We start from the raw sequence: 21,300 nt of genomic DNA, 5'->3' as shown, positions 1-21,300 counted from the left end.
TCGGAACTCGCGATTATCGTTCAAAACGAAACGGCCGCATCTCGAATTTGTCGGGATGCGGCCGGCCTTCGTCCGACGCGAAGAATACGGCTTGCTACAGGCGGGTTTCGCGCGCCGCGCGCAGGAATGCATCGAGCAGCGGCGTGCAGTCGAGCAGCTCCGAACCGCCGGCGCGATGGAACTCGGGGTGCCACTGCACGCCGACGACGAACGGCGAACGGCGATGGCGAATGCCCTCGATGATCCCGTCGCCGGCCGACACGGCTTCGATGTTCAGATCGCGGCCGAGATCGCGGATCGCCTGGTGGTGGATCGAGTTGACGATCGCTTCGCTGCGCCCCGGGAACATGCTCGCAAGCGTCGACGAATCCGGGAAGCGGATCGCGTGACGATGCTGGTCGTAATGCTCGCTCACGTGCGCATTCGCGGTCGGCACGTCGGTGGCGATGTCCTGGTACAGCGAGCCGCCGAACGCGACGTTGATCAACTGGCAGCCGCGGCACACGCCGAGCACAGGTTTGCCGGATTCGACGAACTCGTGCAGCAACTCGAGCTCGTACATGTCGCGCACGCGATCGCCCGGCCATTCGGGGCGGGCGTCGGATGCGGCATAGGTTTGCGGCGATACGTCTGCGCCCCCCTGCAGCAGCAGGCCGTCGAGATGCTTCGCGTAGTCGCGCAGGCGGATGTTGCTCGGGTGAATCATGCCCTGGTGGCCGACGGTCGGAATCATGAACACGAGCACGTCGCGTGACATGACCCAGTGGGCGATCGATTCCTCGAGATACTGGAGCGTCTTGCCCCGCAGCCCCTTCGCACCCGGTTCCGGATGGAAGATCCGCGCCGACACGCCGATGCGCAGCGTGCGCTGCGTGATGCGCTGGCCGGCACGGTCGAACAGCCGGCGGGCGCGCGCGGCCACGATCCGTCCGAATACCGACCACGGCGTATCGCTCTGCTTCAGATAGGCCGGCGGCGCATTCTGCGCGTTCGCGGGCGGCGGGCGCGGCGTGTCGAAATCAGGCTGCGCGCCGAAACCGGGTGGCGGCGTTCCAGCCTTCGACGGCGCGGCGGCGGCAGCACCATTGATGGCGGCACCGGGCGCACCGGGCGCACCCGGCTCGGACGCGGCCGTCACCGGTGACGCGCCGTCGGCAGCAACGTTCCGCGCGGCGGCCTGGGCGGCCGGCGCATCGGGCGCTTTCGCCGGATTGGGACGGGGGGAATCGGAAGAAACGGAGGCGTTGCCGGGCAGACCGGCCGGGGAAGGCGTGTTTTCGCTCATGACGATGGTCTGGTACGTCGCTCACGCGTATGGATAAACGAGGATTCATTATGCTTCAGCGCGCGATCGAGCGGCAAACCTGCAACATCCTGTCGATATTGTTGCAAGTCGGCGGCAAACTGCGTCGGGGAGCGTCCCCGCCCGCGCGCCGGCTATGCCGATGCGGCACCGCCAGTACTGGACACCAGTGATATATCACAATAATATCCACGCATCGCCCACGTTTCCCGACCGCCTGCGCCATGATCGCGCCCCGCCCGGCCGCTGCGCCGCACCCCGCATGAATGCCCTCGCCGACGTCACCCGCGAGCACCCGGCCGCACCGACGGCCAGCCTCGCCGACCGCGCGTATGCACTGATCCAGCGCGACATCATCACGATGCGCCTGAAGCCCGGCGCCGCCCTCAACGAAGCCGACCTCGTCGCCCGCACCCGCATCGGCCGCACGCCGGTGCACCAGGCCGTGCATCGGCTCGTGCTCGAGGGGCTGCTGTCCGTGATGCCGCGCAAGGGATTGATGGTGCAGCCGCTGTCGCTCGACGACATCGTCGCGGTGATCGACGTGCGGCGCATCAACGAAGCACACTGCGCGGAACTCGCCGCGCGCCATGCGACCCCCGAGGACCTCGCGCGCCTGTCCGCGCTGCTCGACGACGGGCAGGCCTGCGTCGACACGCACGACGTCGAAGGCATGATGGAACTCGACCGCGCATTCCACCAGGCGATCGCCGCGGCCGCGCGCAATGCGGTCCTCGCCGACATCCTGCGCGGCCTGCATGAGCGCTCGCTGCGCTTCTGGTTCGTCACGCTGTCCGAACCTCACCATCTCGCCGACGTCCAGCACGAGCACCGCGAACTGTTCGATCGGCTATCCGCGCGTGACGCCGCCGGCGCACGCGCGGCCGTTGAAAGTCATATCGATTCGTTCCGCTCCACGCTTCTTCAACATCTTCGCCCCTGAGCCGCCCATGACCTCTTTCACGCCCTTCCCCCCGCTCGCCCAACTCGCCGCCGACCTTGCCGCCGGCCGGACCACGAGCCGCGCGCTCGTCGACACCGCGCTTGACCGGATCGCCGATCCGTCGGGCCAGGGCGCCGTCGTCTTCACCGAAGTCGATGCCGACAACGCGCGTGCGGCCGCCGATGCGCACGACCGGCTGCGCGCCGCGGGCACCGTGCTGTCGCCGCTCGCGGGCATTCCGGTGTCGGTCAAGGACCTGTTCGACGTCGCGGGTCAGGTGACGCGCGCGGGTTCGCGCGTGCTCGACGGCGCGCCGGCCGCGCGCACCGACGCGGTCGCCGTCGCGCGGCTCAAGCGCGCGGGCGCGGTGCTGGTCGGCCGCACCAACATGAGCGAGTTCGCGTTCTCGGGGCTCGGGCTGAACCCGCACTTCGGCCATCCGCGCTCGCCGTACCACCGCGACGTGCCGGGCGACGCGCGGATTTCCGGCGGCTCGTCGTCCGGCGCGGCCGCGTCCGTCGCCGACGGGATGGCCGCCGTCGCGCTCGGCACCGACACGGGCGGCTCGATCCGCATTCCGGCCGCGCTGTGCGGGCTGACGGGCTTCAAGCCGACCGCGAGCCGGATCCCGACGCAAGGCGGCGTGCCGCTGTCGACGACGCTCGACTCGTTCGGCCCGATCGGCCTGACGGTCGCCTGCTGCGCGCTCGTCGACCGGATGCTCGCGGGGCTCGAGCCGCACGTGCCAGCCGCCCGGCCGCTCGAAGGCGTGCGGCTCGGCGTGCTGACGAACTACGTGACGGACGGCGTCGATGCCGACGTCGCGGCCGCGCTCGACACCGCGCTCAAGCATCTCGAAGCCGCCGGCGCGATCGTCACGGAAGTGCGTTTCCCCGCGCTCGACCGGCTGCCGGACGTCAACCGCTTCGGCTTCTCGCCGATCGAGGCCTACGCATGGCATCGCCCGCTGCTCGCAAAGCACCGCGACCAGTACGACCCGCGCGTGCTCACGCGGATCCTGAAGGGCGAACCCGCGAGCGCGGCCGACTATCTCGACCTGCTCGCCGCGCGCACGGCGATGCTCGATGAAGCCGCGCACACGGTCTGGTCGCGCTTCGATGCGCTCGTCGCGCCGACGGTGCCGGTCGTGCCGCCGCGCATCGCCGACCTCGAAGCGGATGACGATGCCTTCACGCGCACCAACGCGCTGATCCTGCGCAACCCGAGCGCGTTCAACTTCCTCGACGCATGCGCGTTGTCGCTGCCCTGCCATCCGCGCGACGCGGCCCCGGTCGGGCTGATGCTCGCGGCCGCACCGCATCGCGACGACGCGCTGCTCGCGATCGGCCAGGCGGTCGAGGCCGTGCTGAACACGATCCGCTGAGCGCAGCCAACCGGGCGCCGGCGGACAGGGCGCGCGGTGCGGCAGGTTGCCGCACGCGCGCTGTCAGTTTCGTGCCAGACCGTTCGCGCTAAAATCGCGCGATTGTTTTCCGGACCGACCGACGAGGAACCCCGCCGACATGAACGACTACACGCTTGCACTCCGCCGCGAACGCCGTCTGCTGATGCTGCTCGGATGGGTGTGCATCGCCCTGCTGGCCGGCGCGCTGTATCTGCAGTACGTGAAGAACGAAGACCCGTGCCCGCTGTGCATCATCCAGCGCTACTTCTTCTGCGCGATCGGGATCTTCGCGTTCCTGGCCGCCGGGATCCGCAACTGGCGCGGCGTCTGGGTGCTCGAGCTGCTGATCGCGATCGCCGCGGCCGGCGGCGTCGGCACGGCCGCCCGGCACCTGACGATCCAGATGAATCCGGGCTTCAGCTGCGGCTTCGACACGCTGCAGCCGATCGTCGACAGCCTGCCGCCCGCGCAGTGGTTCCCCGGCATGTTCAAGGTCGCCGGGCTGTGCGAGACCGTCTATCCGCCGATCTTCGGCATCCTGCTGCCCGGCTGGGCGCTGATCGGCTTCGCCGTGATCCTGCTCGCGGTCGTCGCGAGCCTCTGGCGCCATCGCCGCAAGCTCGCGGCCTGACCGGCCGGCTTCGTACCGTCCTGCGCGCGGCCCGTTCGCCCGGGCCGCACACCGCCGGCCGGTAGCCGCCCGGCTCAGGCGCGCCCGCCGGCCCGGCCCGGCGAGCCGCATCCGGCCCGCCAAGCGTAAACACCTACCCCGCCGCCGCCCGGGTCTCCGGGCGAACGTGCATCGCGCGACTTCCGCGCCCAGCCCCGCCACGCCTGCGTTTCGGCCCGATATGCACGCATCGGCGCCCCGATCCCGCGCGGCGGGCCTATGATCGACATGATCGCCTCCTGATAGCCCGGATCACCGCCCAGCGATGTTCCCGTCGCCTTGCGGTGCTATCTTCGTGACTGGATGGCGATCTACGTGCGCGAGGCCAGGCGGTCTCCCCCCCCTGCGTAACGCGCGCCCGATCCGCAATGTCGACTGGATTCATCATGACAACGCAAACCATCCGCATCCGTCACCCTCATGGCGTCCGCGCATCCGGCGGTGCCGTCCGCGCGCGCCGTCGGCGCGCTGCCGCCGCACTGCATCAGCCGTGCGGCCGGCCCGCCTCGCTCCCGTCCGTCATCGTTGCCGTCACGCCCGCCAGCTCGCGCCGCGTGTCGTGCCGCGTCGTCCCGAACGGAGCGTGCTGATGGAAGCCTGGCTCGGCGATCTGCAGCAACTGCTCGCGCACGGCGAAGCGGCCGTGCTCGTGACGGTCGCGCACACCGACGGCTCCGCGCCGCGCGAAGCCGGCACCAAGATGCTCGTCACGCGCGACACGGCCCGCCATACGATCGGCGGCGGTCATCTGGAATGGAAGGCGATCGAGATCGCGCGGCATCTGCTGAAGGATGGCGCGCACGTGCCGCACGCGCGCCGGCTCGAACGGCTCGCGCTCGGCCCGAGCCTCGGCCAGTGCTGCGGCGGCGCCGTGGTGCTCGCGTTCGAGCGGCTCGATGTGGGCGATCTCGGCTGGATCATGTCGCTCGCGAAGCGTGTCGCGGCCGGCGCCGCGACCGTGCGTAGCGTATCATTCGGCCCCTCGCCGGGCGCGCCGCTGTTGAGCGAGCCCGAATCGGAAGCCGCGCGTGCCGACTGCCTGCTGTGGGAAACCGGCGGCGTGTCGCTGATGACCGAAACGATCGCGCCGTATGCGTTCCCAGTCATGCTGTTCGGCGCCGGGCACATCGGCACCGCGCTCGTGAAGGTACTGGCGACGCTGCCGTGCCACGTGCGCTGGATCGACGGGCCCGATGCGGTGTTCCCGCCGGCCGACGCGCTCGCCGGCATCGGCAACCTCGCGATCGAAGCGGCCGCTGCCCCGGCCGACGCGGTCGACGCCGCACCGCCGCAGTCGTATTTCGTCGTGATGACGCACGACCACGCACTCGATTTCGTGCTGGCCGAGCGCATCCTGCGGCGCGGCGACTACGCGTACTTCGGGATGACCGGCTCGCATGCGAAACGCGTGCAGTTCGATCATCGCCTCGCCGCGATCGGCATCGACCCGGCCCAGGTCGCGCGGATGCGCTGCCCGATCGGTGTCGAAGGCATCATCGACAAGGCGCCCGAAGTGATCGCGATCTCGGTGGCTGCGCAATTGCTGCAGGCCGTCGAGGCAAACGCGAATGCGTCCACGCAGGCTTCCCCTATCTACTGACCGACCAAGAACGACGCCATGACCCCGACATTCAAGGACAAGATTGCCCGCGCGCCGAAAGCGGAGCTGCACATCCATATCGAAGGCTCGCTCGAGCCCGAACTGATCTTTGCGCTCGCGCAGCGCAACGGCGTGAAGCTCGCGTACGACTCGATCGACGCGCTGCGCGCCGCGTACGCGTTCACCGACCTGCAGTCGTTCCTCGACATCTATTACGCCGGCGCGAGCGTGCTGCTGACCGAGCAGGATTTCTACGACATGACGGCCGCGTACTGCAAACGCGCGCTCGCCGACAACGTCGTCCACACCGAGCTGTTCTTCGATCCGCAGACGCACACCGAGCGCGGCGTATCGATCGAGACGGTGGTCGCGGGCATCGAACGCGCACTCGCCGATGCCGAACAACGCGGGCTGTCGAGCAAGCTGATCCTGTGCTTCCTGCGCCACCTGTCCGAAGAGGACGCGCTCGCGACGTTCGAATCCGCTCTCCCGCTGTTCGAGCGCTATCGCCATCGCCTGATCGGCGTCGGCCTCGACTCGTCCGAGCTCGGCCATCCGCCGACGAAGTTCGCACGCGTGTTCGAGAAGGCGCGCGCGCTCGGGCTGAAGCTCGTCGCACACGCTGGCGAGGAAGGCCCGCCCGCCTACATCTACGAAGCGCTCGACGTGCTGAAGGTCGACCGGATCGACCACGGCGTGCGCAGCATCGAGGACGCGGCACTCGTCGAGCGTCTCGCGAAATCGCGCACGGCGCTCACCGTGTGCCCGCTGTCGAACCTGAAGCTGTGCGTGTTCGACGACATGGCGAAGCACACGCTGAAGGCGCTGCTCGATCGCGGCGTCGCGGTGACGATCAACTCCGACGATCCGGCCTATTTCGGCGGCTACGTCAATGAAAACTACTTCGCGACGGCCGAAGGGCTGCAGCTCACGGATGCCGAAGTCCATGCGGTGATCCGCAACGGCTTCGAGGCGTCGTTCATCGAACCGGCGCAGCGCGACGCACTGTACGCGCGCCTCGACGCGTACTGGCAGGCCGCGTGACGGCCGGCATCGAGGCACGCTAGACAGATGAAACACGGCAACGGCATCCGCTTCGCGACCACCGGCCCGGCCTTGCGCCGGGACGACCGCGTGCGTGAGCGCGCGGCGACGGCGCTGTTCGTCGTCGCCCGCGCGTGCCTGCCGTCGCGATTTGCCGTTTCGCTCGCCGCCGCATCGGTCGTGAGCGCAACGGCTGCGAGGCCCGCCGGCAACCACTCGCTGGCGGCTTCGGCCGCCACGTTCGCCCGCGCAATCGCATCCGGTCGTGCCGCACGCAGCGTGCCGCACCCGCTCGCCAGGCGCCACGTTGCCCCCGTGCGGCGTCGCCCGTTTTCTTCTGTTCGCCTTACCTTGATGCAGGACCATTCGTCATGACGCAAACCGCTTTCCGTTCCCAGCTGCTGACCTTCAACGGCGACCCGGCGCAATCGAGCCAGGCCGCGAACTACGAGACCGACGGCCTCCTGGTCGTCGACGACGGCAAGGTCGTCGCGGCCGGCCCGTACGCGCAGCTCGCCGCGACGCTCGCGCGCGACGCGATCGTCCATGACCTGCGCGACAAGCTGATCGTGCCCGGCTTCATCGACACGCACATCCACTATCCGCAGACGGACATGATCGCGTCGCCGGCGCCGGGCCTGCTGCCGTGGCTGGACAAGTACACGTTCCCGACCGAGCGCCAGTTCGGCGATCCCGAGCATGCGCGCGAAGTCGCCGACTTCTTCGTCGACGAACTGCTCGCCTGCGGCACGACGAGCGCGCTCGTCTACTGCACGGTGCACAAGCAGTCGGCCGATGCGCTGTTCGCGGCGAGCGATGCGCGCGACCTGCGGATGATCGCGGGCAAGGTGCTGATGGACCGCAACTGCCCCGAATTCCTGCGCGATACCGCGCAATCGGGTTATGACGACAGTGCCGAGCTGATCGACCGCTGGCACGGCAAGGGCCGCCAGATGTACGCGCTCACGCCGCGCTTCGCGCCGACGTCGACCGAGGCGCAGCTCGAGGCGTGCAGCGAGCTCGCGCGCCGCCATCCGGATGTGTTCGTGCAGAGCCACGTCGCGGAGAACGTCGACGAGGTGAAATGGGTGGCCGAGCTGTTCCCCGGCCATCGCAGCTATCTCGACATCTACGACCGCTACGGGCTGCTGCGTCCGCGCGCGGTGTACGGCCATTGCATCCACCTCGACGACGAGGACCGCCGCCGGATGGCCGAGACGCGCACCGTCGTCGCGCACTGCCCGACATCGAACTTCTTCCTCGGCAGCGGGCTGTTCGATTTCGACAAGGCCGGCGAATACGACGTGCCCGTCACGCTCGCGACCGACGTCGGCGGCGGCACGTCGTTCTCGATGCTGCAGACGATGAACGAAGCGCACAAAGTCGCGCGGCTGTCGGGCCACCACCTGACCGCGACGCGGATGTTCTGGCTCGCGACGGCCGGCGCCGCGCAGGCACTCGACCTCGCCGATACGGTCGGCACGCTCGCACCGCGCACCGAGGCCGACTTCGTCGTGCTCGATCCGCAGGCCACGCCGTTGCTCGCACGCCGCACGAAGCGCGCGGATTCGCTCGAGGAGCTGCTGTTCGCATTCGCGCTGCTCGGCGACGACCGCGCGGTGTACCGCACCTATGCGGCCGGCCAACTCGTCCACGAGCGCGGCGCGGCACGCCGCCCCGCCGCATAATGACCTGCCGGGGTTCGCCCCGGCACGCGTGAGCATCGACCGCCGCGCGCGCCGGGCCGCCGAGATTCCCGTACGCCGATCCCGCCCCGACTCCGGGCACAGCGCCCGCCAACCGCTTTCCCGCGCGCAACGCACCGTGCTAGAATTCGCCGCTCATTGGGGAGTAGCCGCTCCGCTCGATGTCCCGCGCTCCCGGCGCGCATCGTGACGGAGGCGTCCGTCAACAGACTTGGCCGTACGGCCATGGCGGACGCAGCCACCTAGGCCTGGCGAGACCGATGGTTCACAGCGCGCCGCATCAGGGCCCGGCGCGCGGTGGATCGTCGCTCGCACGCACAACATCGGCCCGTGGAACCCCATACGTGTCCCAAGCCTTCCTGATCTCCACCGGCGCCGTCGCCCTCGCTGAAATCGGCGACAAGACCCAACTGCTTTCCCTCGTACTGGCCGCGCGCTATCGCAAGCCGGTGCCGATCATTCTCGGCGTGCTCGTCGCGACGCTCGTAAACCACGGTTTCGCCGGCGCGCTCGGCGAATGGCTCGGCGTGCTCGTCACACCGTCGATCATGCGCTGGGCGCTCGCGTTCTCGTTCATCGCGATGGGGCTGTGGATTCTCGTACCGGACAAGCTCGATGCCGACGAAGCCAATGCCAACCGCTCGCGGCTCGGCGTGTTCGGTGCGACCCTCGTCGCATTCTTCCTCGCGGAAATGGGCGACAAGACGCAGATCGCGACCGTCGCGCTGGCCGCGCGCTTCCAGGACTACATCGGTGTCGTGGCCGGCACGACGTTCGGGATGATGCTCGCGAACGTGCCCGCGATCCTGCTCGGCGACCGCTTCTCGCATCGCCTGCCGACGAAGCTCGTGCACGCGATCGCAGCCGTGCTGTTCGTCGTGCTCGGCGCGCTGGCGCTGCTGGGTATCGGGGTCTGACGGAAGGGCATGACCGGCGCGGCCGGACGGCCGCGCCGAGCGGGATACCGCGTTACTTCGCGGCGGCGGCACCCGAAGCGGGCGCCACGGGCACCGCGCGCTCGTTGGCGGCCGGCGCCGCCGCGCCGCCGCGCTTGTCGACCGGCAGCCGGACCGAACGGACCGCGCCGTTGGACAGCGGGAAATCGGCGAGCGCGCTGCGCGCGAGGAACGGCATCGCATACAGCAGCGTGCCGTTGTCGCCGGTCGTGCGCGCGGACACGTTGTACACCTCCTTGCCCGTCGCGCGCTCGGTGATGCGGATGCCGAGCGTGTAGTCGAACACCTGGTACGTCTGCGCGACGTAACCGGCCGGCATCGGCCCCCAGGGACCCCACGGGCCCCACGGCCCGCGCCGCCAGTACGGCCCGGGCGCGAACCACGGATCGTAATAGACCGGCTGCGGTACCGTCACGAGATCGCTGCCGACCGCGTAGGTCAGCCCCACGAGATACCGCGCCTGCGCCTGCGGCACCTGCCGGAACGCATACGTCGACAGCTCGTTCGCGACGATCGGCTCGTAGGTCGACTGCTCGATGCTGTTCTTCTGCGCCTCGGTGCGCGTGAACGCATAGGTGCGTGTCGCGTCACTGCCGCTCCAGTCGGAGAAGGCCGTGACCTGGGTCGTCACGTAGCTGGTGCAGCCGGTCAGCAGCGCCACGCACAGCACCGCCGCCCAGCCCGCACCGCGTTGAATCCATTCGCGTTTCATGTTGATCCTCTTCGATCCGTCACCCGTTCGTCGCACCGCGCGAACCGTAACGGGATGCCGATAATACGCGGACTCCCGGAACCGGTAAAAAGTTCGCCCGGCACGCGGCCGCCAGCCTTTGTACAATGGCCCGGTTCGCCTGGCCCGTGCCACGGGCCCGTCCCCCACTCCACCGATCTCGACGACCATGTCCGACAACGCCTCTTCCACCGTGATCCGCCGCGCCGACTACACGCCGCCGGCCTTCCTCATCGATTCCGTCGCGCTCGAATTCGATCTCGCGCCGGCCCGTACGATCGTCAGGAACACGATGCGCGTGCGCCGCAATCCGGACGCCGCGCCCGCGCCGCACCTGGAGCTGATGGGCGAAGCGCTCGAATTCCTCGGCGCACACCTGGACGGCGCGCCGCATGGCGCCGTGCGCGCGCACGAACACGGGCTGACCGTCGAGAACGTCCCCGAAGCCTTCGAGCTGACGCTCGAAAGCGCATGCGCACCCGACCAGAATACGACGCTGTCCGGCCTCTACGTGTCGAGCGGCAACTTCTTCACGCAGTGCGAAGCCGAAGGTTTCCGCCGCATCACCTACTTCCTCGACCGCCCCGACGTGATGGCGTCGTATACGGTGACGCTGCGCGCCGACAAGGCCGCGTACCCGGTGCTGCTGTCGAACGGCAACCTCGTCGATTCGGGCGACCTGCCCGACGGCCGCCACTTCGCGAAATGGGAAGACCCGTTCCGCAAGCCGAGCTACCTGTTCGCGCTGGTCGCGGGCAAGCTGGTCGCGATCGAGGAAACCATCACGACCGGCTCCGGCAAGGAAAAACTGCTGCAGGTGTGGGTCGAGCCCGCCGATCTCGACAAGACGCGTCACGCGATGGATTCGCTGATCCACTCGATCCGCTGGGACGAAAAGCGCTTCGGACTCGAGCTCGATCTCGACCGCTTCATGATCGTCGCGGTCGGCGACTTCAACATGGGCGCGATGGAGAACAAGGGGCTCAACATCTTCAACACGAAGTACGTGCTGGCGAACCCCGAGACCGCGACCGATACCGATTTCGCGAACATCGAGTCGGTAGTCGGCCACGAGTACTTCCACAACTGGACCGGCAACCGCGTGACCTGCCGCGACTGGTTCCAGTTGAGTCTGAAGGAAGGGCTGACGGTGTTCCGCGACCAGGAATTCTCGGCCGACATGGCCGCGGGCGACGACGTCGAATCGGCGGCCCGCGCGGTCAAGCGCATCGAGGACGTGCGCGTGCTGCGCCAGTTGCAGTTCGCCGAGGACGCGGGCCCGATGGCGCATCCGGTGCGCCCGGAAAGCTACGTCGAGATCAACAACTTCTACACGATGACGGTCTACGAGAAAGGCTCGGAAGTCGTGCGGATGTATCAGACGCTGTTCGGCCGCGACGGCTTCCGCAAGGGGATGGACCTGTACTTCAAGCGCCATGACGGGCACGCCGTGACCTGCGACGACTTCCGTCACGCAATGGCCGACGCGAACGGGCGCGACCTCGCGCAGTTCGAGCGCTGGTACAGCCAGGCCGGCACGCCGCGCGTGTCGGTGCGCACCGCGTACGACGCGGCCGCGCGCCGCTATACGGTGACGCTCGCGCAGGGGTACGGCGACGGGTCGCCGGCCGCGCGCGAAACGCAGCAAGGGCCGCTGCTGATCCCGTTCGCGATCGGCCTGATCGGCCGCGACGGCCGCGACCTGCCGCTGCGTCTCGACGGCGAAGCCGCCGCCGCAGGCACGACGCGCGTGCTCGACTTCACCGACACCGAGCAGACCTTCACGTTCGTCGACGTACCGGAACAACCGCTGCCGTCGCTGCTGCGCAATTTCTCGTCGCCGGTGATCGTCGAGTACGACTACAGCGACGATGACCTCGCGTTCCTGCTCGCGCACGACAGCGATCCGTTCAACCGCTGGGAAGCCGGCCAGCGCCTCGCGACACGCGCGCTGCTGACGCTCGCCGCGCGTGCGGCCGCGAACGAGCCGCTCACGCTCGGCGAGAACTTCGTCACCGCCTTCCGCCGCGTACTGACCGACGCGACGCTGTCGCCGGCATTCCGTGAACTCGCGCTGACGCTGCCGTCGGAAACCTACCTCGCCGACCAGATGGCGGAAGCCGATCCGGCCGCCGTGCATCGCGCACGCCAGTTCGTGCGCCGCCAGCTCGCCACCGCGCTGCGCGCGGATTGGCTCGCCGCATACGCGCAGCACCAGACGCCCGGCGCCTACGAACCGACGCCGGAGGCCTCCGGCCGCCGCGCGCTGAAGAACCTCGCGCTCGCGTATCTCGCCGAACTCGAGGATCCGGCCGATGCGGTGCGCCTCGCGACCGCGCAATACGATGCGGCGAACAACATGACCGATCGCGCGGCTGCACTCGGCGCACTGCTGTCCGCCGCGGCCGCCGGCGCGACCGAACCGGCCGAGCACGCGCTCGACGATTTCTATCGTCGCTTCGAGAAGGAAGCGCTCGTGATCGACAAGTGGTTCGCAATGCAGGCGGCACAACGCGGCACGCCCGCGCAGCCGACGCTCGCAAAGGTTCGCAAGCTGCTCGCGCACCCGGCGTTCAACCTGAAGAATCCGAACCGCGCCCGCTCGCTGATCTTCAGCTTCTGCGCGGCCAACCCCGCGCAATTCCACGCGGCCGACGGCTCGGGCTACGCGTTCTGGGCCGAACAGGTGCTCGCGCTCGACGCGATCAACCCGCAGGTCGCGGCACGCCTCGCCCGCTCGCTCGAACTGTGGCGCCGCTTCACGCCGGCACTGCGCGACCGGATGCGCGAAGCGCTCGAGCAAGTCGCCGCCGGTGCGAAATCGCGTGACGTGCGCGAGATCGTCGAGAAGGCGCTCGCGTAACGCCATCTCCCGCATCGCGCCTGCGCGATACAGCCGGTGCCGCCCGTCGCGGCGCCGGCTTTTTTATGGTCTGAAGACTGCTGGAAGCGCACGCAATCGCGGGGTTCGACCGCGCCGCCTGCCGCTGGCGTCAAGCGCGTCCCGCTGGTTTCCACCGCCGGAAAGCCGGACCGGGCCGGCCGCCCGGCCATGTAACCGGACGAAAAAAGCCGGCGGCACGGGAGGCGCGGCGGGTAAAATTGCGGCTATTCAAGGATTCTTTTGGCCTTCTGGAGTCTGTCATGTCCATTGCCCGCCGCACCACGCTGTCGAAGTTCCTGATCGAACAGCAGCGTGAGACCAACAACCTCCCCGCCGACCTGCGCCTGCTGATCGAAGTCGTCGCACGCGCGTGCAAGGCGATCAGCTACAACGTGTCGAAGGGCGCGCTCGGCGAAGCGCTCGGCACCGCCGGCAGCGAGAACGTCCAGGGCGAAGTGCAGAAGAAGCTCGACATCCTGTCGAACGAAATCCTGCTCGACGCGAACGAATGGGGCGGCAACCTCGCCGCGATGGCATCGGAAGAAATGGAAACGTTCTTCCCGATCCCGGCGAACTACCCGCGCGGCGAATACCTGCTCGTGTTCGATCCGCTCGACGGCTCGTCGAACATCGACGTGAACGTGTCGATCGGCACGATCTTCTCGGTGCTGCGCTGCCCGGACGGCAAGCAGGCGACCGAGGAATCGTTCCTGCAGCCGGGCACGGAGCAGGTCGCGGCCGGTTACGCGGTGTACGGCCCACAGACGGTGTTCGTGCTGACGACCGGCAACGGCGTGAACTGCTTCACGCTCGACCGCGAAGTCGGCTCGTGGGTGCTCACGCAGAGCAACATGCAGATTCCCGAAGAGACGCGCGAATACGCGATCAACGCATCGAACGCGCGCCACTGGTACGACCCGGTCAAGCGCTACGTCGACGAGCTGAACGCCGGCAAGGACGGCCCGCGCGGCGACAACTTCAACATGCGCTGGATTGCATCGATGGTGGCCGACGTGCACCGGATCCTGAACCGCGGCGGCATCTTCATGTACCCGGCCGACAAGCGCACGCCCGATCGTCCGGGCAAGCTGCGCCTGATGTACGAAGCGAACCCGATGTCGTTCATCGTCGAACAGGCGGGCGGCGCCGCGACGACCGGCACGCAGCGCATCATGGAAGTGCAGCCGACGGGCCTGCATCAACGCGTCCCGGTGTTCCTCGGTTCGAAGAACGAAGTCGAGCGCGTGACGGGCTACCATCAAGAAAAGCAATAAATTTGCACTGCAGCACTAGACAGTGTCGCGCGACATACGTAGAATCGCGGCTCTCGATGTGACCCCAACGGGTCACATCGCAGTGAAACGAAGCGGGAAGTTTGCCGAGTCGATGCGTTTCGCGAAAACAGCAGCAGCAAGCTGAAAAAATTTCGCAAAACCTATTGCCAAGGTCTCAGATTTCACCTTATAATTTCGTTTCTCTGATGCCGGTGTAGCTCAGTTGGTAGAGCAGCGCATTCGTAATGCGAAGGTCGTAGGTTCGACTCCTATCTCCGGCACCAAGTTATAAAGGGCTGACAAGCAATGCTTGTCAGCCCTTTTCTCATTCCGGGCGCCGAATCGTGCGCTGCCCTTCTTCCCCCGTGTCCGCTCCGCTTGCGGGCATCACCCGACTCCCGCGCCGCACGCCGCCGATTACAATCGCCGGACCACTCCGCCCTTTCCGAGCATCATGCGCACCTGGCGTCTCGAGCGACCGAACCTCACCGGGCAACTGGACGTATCGCGTGCGACACGCCTCGTCGCCGCGATCGGCGGCAACGAGCCCAACGCATTCGCAGCCGAAGTGCTGAAGCTGTTCGACGATGCGCTGTCGGTCACGCAATGCACGATCTTCGCGTACGAGTTCGGCAACCGCCCGCGCACGCTATCCGTCGCCGACCATCGCGGCGGCCGCTACCTGCGCGACGTGGCCGACACCTACGCGCGACACTTCTACGCGCTCGACGGCAACCAGACGATCGTGTCGAGCGCGCATCGCGGCACGCGCCGCCACGACCTGCTGCTGCACCAGCAGGCCGGCGACGAGATCGATCATGAAGCGTATCGAGCGGCTTGCTACCGCGGCCCCGACGTGTCCGACCGGCTGTCGTTGCTGACGCAGCCCAACGATGCGAGCTGGCTGTCGATCAACCTGTACCGCGCGCATCGCAGCGGCGCGTTCCAGCCGCGCGAGATCGCGGAGATCGAAGCGCTCGCGCCGCTGATCGCGCAGGCAGCGAAGCATCATTACACGCTCGCCGGCGCGGCGCAGACCGGGATCCCGCAACGGATGCTCGCCCGGCTGCGCGGCGCGTGCCCGGCGCTGTCCAAGCGCGAACTCGATGTACTGCGCGGCGTGCTCGAAGGCCAGACCGCGCACGAGATCGGCGAGACGATCGGCGTGAAGACGTCGAGCGTCGTCACGTACCAGAAACGCGCATACCGGCGCCTGGGCATCTCGAGCCAGCGCCAGCTGTTCGCGCTCTGCCTGCAGCCCTGAACCGAACCGGCCGGTGATGACTGAATCGGGGTAAATCCCGGTCAGCCTGCTGTACCCGGAATGGGGACAGCGGATTTCCGCACGGCTTCCATACTGCTCCGACTGCCTGCACGCGTTGCCCCGGCGCGCGTGCACGTCGAACTGCCCTCCCCTGGAAGCCCACGATGGATATCGACTTCAAGCCCTACCCGTTCGTCGCCGAGCGCCATCCCGCGCATCTGCCGGCCTGCGACGACGGTATTGATACACACCGGCATCGCGTGGCGATCGTCGGCGGCGGCCCCGTCGGCCTGGCCGTCGCGCTCGGTCTCGCGAACCACGGCATCCGCAGCGTGCTGATCGAGGCCGACGATGCGGTCTGCCACGGCAGCCGCGCGATCTGCATCTCGCGGCGCAGCCTCGAGATCATCGAGCGGCTCGGCGCGCTCGACGACTTCCTGCGCACGGGGCTGCCGTGGACCGGCGGACGCAGCTACTACCGTCGCGACGAAGTGCTGCATTTCACGATGCCGCAGGACGAAAACCAGAAGCTGCCGCCGATGATCAATCTCGCGCAGTACCACATCGAGCAGTTCCTGCTCGACGCCGCGCTGCGCCGCCCCGAACGCATCGAGATCCGGTGGCAGGCGAAAGTCACCGGCGTGACCCGGCAACCGGATGGTGTGCGCCTGGACGTCGACACGCCGCTCGGCGGCTACGCGCTCGACGCCGACTGGGTCGTCGCGTGCGACGGCGGACGCAGCACGATGCGCGAAGCGCTCGGCCTGTCGTTGCAAGGCACGAGCTACGAGGGCCGCTACGTGATCGTCGACATCGCGCTCGACAGCGACCGGCCGACCGAACGGCTCGCGTACTTCGACCCGTCGTCGAACCCGGGCTCGACGGTACTCGTCCACAAGCAGCCCGGCAACGTGTGGCGAATCGATTACCAGTTGCGAGACGATGAGGATCCCGAAGCGGCCGTCAAGCCGGAGAACGTGATCCCGCGCGTGCAGAACCTGCTCGACATGATGGGCGAGCGCGGCGACTGGTCGCCGATCTGGATCACGATCTACAAGGCGAATGCGCTGACGCTCGAACGCTATCGGCACGGGCGCGTGCTGTTCTGTGGCGACGCCGCGCATCTCGTGCCGATCTTCGGCGTGCGCGGCGCGAATTCGGGCATCGACGATGCCGACAACCTTGCATGGAAACTCGCGTACGTGACTCGCGGGCTCGCATCGGACACGCTGCTCGACAACTACTCGGACGAGCGCGTGTTCGCGACGCACGAGAACCTGCGCTACGGCACGAAGAGCACCAAGTTCATGGCGCCGCCGTCGTTTGCGTTCGAACTGATGCGCAAGGCCGTGCTGTCGCTTGCGGTCCGGCACCCGGCACTGCGCTCGCTGATCAATCCGCGCCAGACGACCGCCATCGCCTATGCGACGTCGTCGCTCAACGCAGCCGAACGCGACACGTTTTCAGCCGGCCCCGCGCCCGGCACGGCGCTCGCCGAATGTCCGCTGACGCTGTACACGGCGCACGGCAGCGACATGCACCGCGGCCACCTGACCGATCTCGTCGCCCCGCGCTTCACCGCGTTCTGCTTCACATCCGACGGCGTGCCCGATCCAACGCTCGCCGATCTTGAACAGCGCCTGCACGCAGCGCGGATACCGTTCGCGCTCGTCACGCTCGCACGGCATGCGGCGCCGCGGCATTCGGCCTGCGGCGGCCATGATGACGACGGCCGACTGTTCGACATGTACGGCGCGCGCGACGGCACCGTCTATCTCGTGCGTCCGGACGGTCACGTGCTCGGCCGCTGGCACGACGCTCGCGCGAGCGACGTGACCGCCGCGCTCGAACGCGCACTCCATCCGCGCGCCTCAACCGATCCTCAGGAGACCGCATGATGACGGACACCGAACGCGACATGCTCTACACCGACCTGTGCCGCACGATGACGCGGATCGGTGAAGCCGATGCGTCGCTCTTTCTCGCCCGCTTCGCCCTGCTGTCGATCGAGGCGATCGGCGAACCCGCGACCGTCGCACGGCTGATCGCCGACGCAGGCGACGGATTGCCCGACACGGGCATGCAGGCATCGACGCACGAACGATGACGCCGACGGCCGACCGGCTTCACCGGCGACCTTTTCTTACAGATTCATTTCGGCACGCATTGCCCGTGCGCGAGCCATGCCGTACGTAGACAAATTCCCTGGAAAATCCCGTTAAGGGTGCATAACATTACTTAACGATTCCGACCCGTCTATCGCGTTACATTGCGTGGGCGGCGCGGCGGGTCGCGATGCCGCCTTCATTCAGCTTGCGGCGACACAGCCGACGTCCGGTCATTCGACACAACTCAAGGAGAGGACAACCATGACTCATGGCTTGATTATGTGGCTCATCATCGGCGCGATTGCCGGCTGGCTTGCCGGCTTGCTCGTCAAGGGCGGCGGCTTCGGGCTGATCGTCGACATCATCGTCGGGATCGTCGGCGCGGTGATTGGCGGCTGGCTCGCCGGGATACTCGGCATCAGCATCGGCAGCGGCTTCATCGGTTCGGTGATCGTCGCGGTCGTCGGCGCGGTGATCCTGCTGTTCGTGATCCGGCTATTCAAGCGAGCGGCCTGACGCTTCTCTCCACGCGCCTTCGGGCGCGTTTTCGCATCAGGCCGGCGCGCGGCACGCTCGCCGCGCGCCGCCGGCCCGTTCAGTGCTTGGCGCGCTGCAACCAGCTGTCGAGCACGTCTGCCGTCAGCAATCCGCTGCGTGCTTCGCGTGTGCCATCGCGCCCGATCCACACGGTGCGCGGCATCTCCCCCCTCCATCCCGCATCGAGCGCCGCGCGCAAGCGCTCGGGCATCGACTCCGCATTGGCATACTGCGCGACCTGCGGCGGCAAGTTCATCTGCGCGAGCGCCTGCGAGACGGCCGCGCCGTTGTCGTCGTACGCATCCATCGCGACCATCGCGAGCTGCACGTCCGGATGACGACGCTGCCACGCGACCAGATGCGCGGCGAGCAGCTGCTTCTGCTACGCGGGCGCGGCTTGCATGCTCGTATGCGCCGCGCGGGAATCGGCGGCCTTCGGCGCGTCGTGCGCATCATGCGCGCCGGCTGGCGACAGTAACGCGAACCACAGCGCGCCGCCTGCCGCGAGCGATCTCACAGCGACCATTTCAGTTCTCCATAGAAAGTACGGCCCGGATACGGATGGAACACGTAGTAGCGGCGGTCCGCCAGGTTGTCGATGCCGAGCGACGCGGTCCAGTGACGGTCGAAGCGGTAGCGCGCCTTCAGGTCGACGACCGTGAACGAGCTCGTGCCGCCGTAGACGTCCGGGTTCACGTCGCTGTTGTCGAGCGTGTTGAACTGGCGGCCCGAGTAGCGCACGCCGACGCTCGCGAGCCAGTGCTCGTCGAAGCGATACGACGCGAGCAGGTTCGCACGCATGCGCGGAATCCGCGGAAAGCGCGAGCCGACATACGCGGGATTCGCGGCATCGGCAAGGATCCGTGCATTGCTCGCCGACACGTTCGCGTCGAGCGCGAGCCCCTTCAAACCGATGTTCTCGCCGCTGAACGCGAGTTCAACGCCGCGCACGCGCACGCGATCGACGTTCGAGATGTTGGTCACCGTCGTCGCGCCCGACACCGTCGTCTGGCTGTAGATCGAATCGCGCAGGTCGCTCTGGAACACGCTGGCACGCACGACGCCGACACCCACGTCGCGTTCGGCCGTGACGTCCCAGTCGATCGCCTTTTCCGGCCGCAGGTTCGGGTTGTTGTTGACGATCGCGTTGTTCGAGATCGTGCCCTGGAACAGTTCGCCGACCGTCGGGAAACGCGTGCCGGTCGCGAACGACAGGCGGAAGCGCCAGACGTCGGTCGCATCCCATTGCAACGCGACCTTCGGCGACAGCGCATTCGCGCTGCGGTCCGCATAGCCGAGCGTGCCCGTTGCATTGCCGAGCGCACCGCCGTACGCATCCCAGCGCTCGTAGCGCAGCCCCAGCGTCGCGAGCCAGCCCGGCGCGAAGCGCCACGCGTCCTGCCCGAACAGCGCCTGCGTGCGCGTGTCGCCGCGATAGACGCTCGACAGCGACGTGGTCGGCCCGGCCAGCCAGTCGGCCGTGTTGTACGTGACGTTGCGCAGGAAGTAGTTGTCGTAGTGATAGCCGAACGTGAACGTGTGGCCCTTCACTTCCGGCGCCTCGGCCTTCAGGTCGAGCGTGCGCCAGCCGGTGCCGTCGCCCTGGAACAGCGTGCCCGCACCGCCCCGCACGGTCGACGCCGAGCGTTGCACGTCGCGCGACACGTCGTACGCGGACACGACGCCCGACAGGCGCCAGCCGGAATCGAGCCGGCCATTCAGGCCGAGCGCGTACAGCCAGTTCTCCTGGTCGCCGCGCTGCGGCGCGAATGCGTTCGGCGCGACGGTCATGTTCTGGCCGCCCATCGACACGTTGCCGCCGTAGACCGGATCGCCGGCCGCCGGATTGCCAGCCGCATCGCGCAGGAAGGTTTCGCCGTGCTGCCGGTAATGGTTCTCCCAATGCCCGATCGTCAGCGTCGCATCGACGTGGTCGGTGAACGCATAGCCCATCCGCACCGTCTCGTTGAGCTGCTCGGTCCGCTCGATCGTCTGCGCGCCGACGATCGTTCGCGGCTTGCCATTGGGCCCGATGTCGGTCGCGGCGCCCGTCACGGGCACGGCGGCGCCGAGCTTCGGGTTGTATGCCGAATTGGGGCTCGCATACTGCATCGGCTGACCGTTGTTCTCGAGCCGGTCGAGCGACAGCGCGAACCAGAACCGGCCGACCCGGTTCGCGATCCGCGCGGTCTGGTGATTGCCGCCGAAGCTGTCCGCGAATCCGTAGCCGTCGTGATAGCGCTGCGTGAAGAACTGCGTCGACAGCGACGCCTCGAGCTTGTCCGGGCGCCGCGTCGTGAGCAGCACGGTCGAGCCGATCGAGTTGCCCGGATACAGCGCGGAAAAAGGGCCATGGAGCACGTCGACGCGCGCGATATCGTCGGGCGGAATCAGCGACCAGCGCGGCGGATACGCGTAGCTCGACCCGAGCAGGTTCGACAGCAGCACGCCGTCGGCGTAGACGAGCCCGCGCGCGCTCTGCAGTTCGTTGAAGTCGCGACCGGCGAACACGCTGTTGCGGTCGCCGATATAGCGCTTGCGGACCATCAGGTTCGGCGCGTACTTCAGCGCGTCTTCGGTGGTGACGTTGGTGTGCGACTCGATCTGCTCGCGCGTGATCGACGTGACGACGGCCGGTGTATCCGGATCGACCGGTTGCCGCTGCGCGGTCACGCTGACGGCGGTCAGCGTATCGCCGGCCGCCGGCGCCGGCGGCACGGTTGCGACGGCCGAAGCGGGAGCGGGGACATCGGCGGCACGCTCGACGCCATCGCGTGCGGTAGCACCTCGTGCATCGTCGGTCGAGGCCGCATGGGCGGCGGGCCACGCAAAAGCGGCCGCGGCCGCGCACGCGAGCGCGAGCCGGCCGCGCGTCG

The 21,300-nt window shown here is 68.0% G+C and carries 17 protein-coding genes, 1 tRNA gene, 2 pseudogenes and 1 riboswitch; of the genes and pseudogenes, 15 read left to right on the top strand and 5 right to left on the bottom strand.

The window, feature by feature from the left end; genetic code table 11:
* Positions 1 to 94 precede the first annotated feature (94 nt).
* A complete protein-coding gene (locus F3J15_RS12535) occupies positions 95 to 1,285 on the bottom strand; it encodes a type 1 glutamine amidotransferase (RefSeq protein ID WP_166891369.1) in 1,191 nt (396 codons plus the stop codon).
* 280 nt (positions 1,286 to 1,565) lie between these two features.
* Between F3J15_RS12535 and F3J15_RS12530 the strand changes: the two genes are divergently transcribed.
* The 8 genes from F3J15_RS12530 (at position 1,566) to F3J15_RS12495 (ending at position 9,588) form a co-directional block, all read left to right on the top strand.
* The gene (locus F3J15_RS12530; protein WP_089445150.1) at positions 1,566 to 2,246 is read left to right on the top strand and encodes a GntR family transcriptional regulator; all 681 of its coding nucleotides are present in this window, start codon (positions 1,566 to 1,568) and stop codon (positions 2,244 to 2,246) included.
* A 7-nt stretch (positions 2,247 to 2,253) separates the two neighbouring features.
* The gene (locus F3J15_RS12525) at positions 2,254 to 3,630 is read left to right on the top strand and encodes an amidase (protein ID WP_166891366.1); all 1,377 of its coding nucleotides are present in this window, start codon (positions 2,254 to 2,256) and stop codon (positions 3,628 to 3,630) included.
* A gap of 139 nt (positions 3,631 to 3,769) precedes the next feature.
* On the top strand, positions 3,770 to 4,282 hold the full coding sequence (locus tag F3J15_RS12520; protein WP_166891363.1) for a disulfide bond formation protein B: 513 nt from the start codon (positions 3,770 to 3,772) through the stop codon (positions 4,280 to 4,282).
* A gap of 628 nt (positions 4,283 to 4,910) precedes the next feature.
* Positions 4,911 to 5,921 (top strand): xanthine dehydrogenase accessory protein XdhC, encoded by a 1,011-nt coding sequence (gene xdhC / locus F3J15_RS12515; RefSeq protein ID WP_166891361.1) that lies wholly within the window; start codon positions 4,911 to 4,913, stop codon positions 5,919 to 5,921.
* 18 nt (positions 5,922 to 5,939) lie between these two features.
* Entirely contained in the window at positions 5,940 to 6,965 is a 1,026-nt protein-coding gene (locus tag F3J15_RS12510; RefSeq protein ID WP_166891358.1) for an adenosine deaminase, read from the top strand.
* A 27-nt stretch (positions 6,966 to 6,992) separates the two neighbouring features.
* A complete protein-coding gene (locus tag F3J15_RS12505) occupies positions 6,993 to 7,340 on the top strand; it encodes a hypothetical protein (protein WP_166891356.1) in 348 nt (115 codons plus the stop codon).
* Positions 7,337 to 8,653, top strand: coding sequence for a guanine deaminase (guaD, locus tag F3J15_RS12500; protein ID WP_166891353.1), 1,317 nt, complete (start codon positions 7,337 to 7,339; stop codon positions 8,651 to 8,653). The genes F3J15_RS12505 and guaD overlap by 4 nt, the downstream gene beginning before the upstream one ends.
* Before the next feature lie 146 nt (positions 8,654 to 8,799).
* Positions 8,800 to 8,937: riboswitch (yybP-ykoY riboswitch) on the top strand.
* 78 nt (positions 8,938 to 9,015) lie between these two features.
* Positions 9,016 to 9,588 carry a TMEM165/GDT1 family protein gene (locus F3J15_RS12495; RefSeq protein ID WP_166891350.1) on the top strand — a complete coding sequence of 191 codons (573 nt, stop codon included), beginning with the start codon at positions 9,016 to 9,018 and terminating at the stop codon, positions 9,586 to 9,588.
* A 52-nt stretch (positions 9,589 to 9,640) separates the two neighbouring features.
* Here F3J15_RS12495 and F3J15_RS12490 read toward each other — a convergent pair whose 3' ends face one another.
* A complete protein-coding gene (locus F3J15_RS12490; protein ID WP_166891347.1) occupies positions 9,641 to 10,339 on the bottom strand; it encodes a DUF4136 domain-containing protein in 699 nt (232 codons plus the stop codon).
* A 187-nt stretch (positions 10,340 to 10,526) separates the two neighbouring features.
* Here F3J15_RS12490 and pepN point away from each other — a divergent pair, with 187 nt between their 5' ends.
* The 7 genes from pepN (at position 10,527) to F3J15_RS12455 (ending at position 18,403) form a co-directional block, all read left to right on the top strand.
* Positions 10,527 to 13,220, top strand: coding sequence for an aminopeptidase N (gene pepN / locus F3J15_RS12485; RefSeq protein WP_166891345.1), 2,694 nt, complete (start codon positions 10,527 to 10,529; stop codon positions 13,218 to 13,220).
* 281 nt (positions 13,221 to 13,501) lie between these two features.
* Positions 13,502 to 14,515 (top strand): class 1 fructose-bisphosphatase, encoded by a 1,014-nt coding sequence (locus F3J15_RS12480; RefSeq protein ID WP_069247404.1) that lies wholly within the window; start codon positions 13,502 to 13,504, stop codon positions 14,513 to 14,515.
* Between the two features lie 208 nt (positions 14,516 to 14,723).
* Positions 14,724 to 14,799: transfer RNA gene (locus F3J15_RS12475), tRNA-Thr, on the top strand.
* Positions 14,800 to 14,969: 170 nt separating this feature from the next.
* On the top strand, positions 14,970 to 15,779 hold the full coding sequence (locus F3J15_RS12470) for a LuxR C-terminal-related transcriptional regulator (protein ID WP_166891342.1): 810 nt from the start codon (positions 14,970 to 14,972) through the stop codon (positions 15,777 to 15,779).
* 164 nt (positions 15,780 to 15,943) lie between these two features.
* Positions 15,944 to 17,677, top strand: coding sequence for an FAD-dependent oxidoreductase (locus tag F3J15_RS12465; RefSeq protein ID WP_166891339.1), 1,734 nt, complete (start codon positions 15,944 to 15,946; stop codon positions 17,675 to 17,677).
* Positions 17,674 to 17,886 carry a hypothetical protein gene (locus F3J15_RS12460; protein ID WP_166891336.1) on the top strand — a complete coding sequence of 71 codons (213 nt, stop codon included), beginning with the start codon at positions 17,674 to 17,676 and terminating at the stop codon, positions 17,884 to 17,886. The genes F3J15_RS12465 and F3J15_RS12460 overlap by 4 nt, the downstream gene beginning before the upstream one ends.
* Positions 17,887 to 18,148: 262 nt before the next feature.
* Complete coding sequence (locus F3J15_RS12455; RefSeq protein ID WP_039343362.1) at positions 18,149 to 18,403, top strand: GlsB/YeaQ/YmgE family stress response membrane protein; 255 nt, start codon at positions 18,149 to 18,151, stop codon at positions 18,401 to 18,403.
* 79 nt (positions 18,404 to 18,482) lie between these two features.
* On the opposite strand, the pseudogene F3J15_RS12450 reads toward F3J15_RS12455, so the two are convergent.
* The 3 genes and pseudogenes from F3J15_RS12450 to F3J15_RS12440 form a co-directional block, all read right to left on the bottom strand.
* A pseudogene (locus F3J15_RS12450) lies at positions 18,483 to 18,791 on the bottom strand (TlpA family protein disulfide reductase); the annotation flags it as partial.
* A gap of 18 nt (positions 18,792 to 18,809) precedes the next feature.
* Positions 18,810 to 18,950 (bottom strand): annotated as a pseudogene (locus tag F3J15_RS12445) (exo-alpha-sialidase); the annotation flags it as partial.
* The coding region (locus F3J15_RS12440) for a TonB-dependent receptor (protein ID WP_166891333.1) at positions 18,938 to 21,300 on the bottom strand (2,363 nt) is incomplete at its 5' end. The pseudogene F3J15_RS12445 and the gene F3J15_RS12440, both read right to left, overlap by 13 nt.

This window comes from Burkholderia sp. Ap-955 (genome assembly GCF_011753045.1).
Lineage (GTDB): Bacteria > Pseudomonadota > Gammaproteobacteria > Burkholderiales > Burkholderiaceae > Burkholderia > Burkholderia lata_D.
This window is presented reverse-complemented; position numbering and strand designations above follow the sequence as displayed.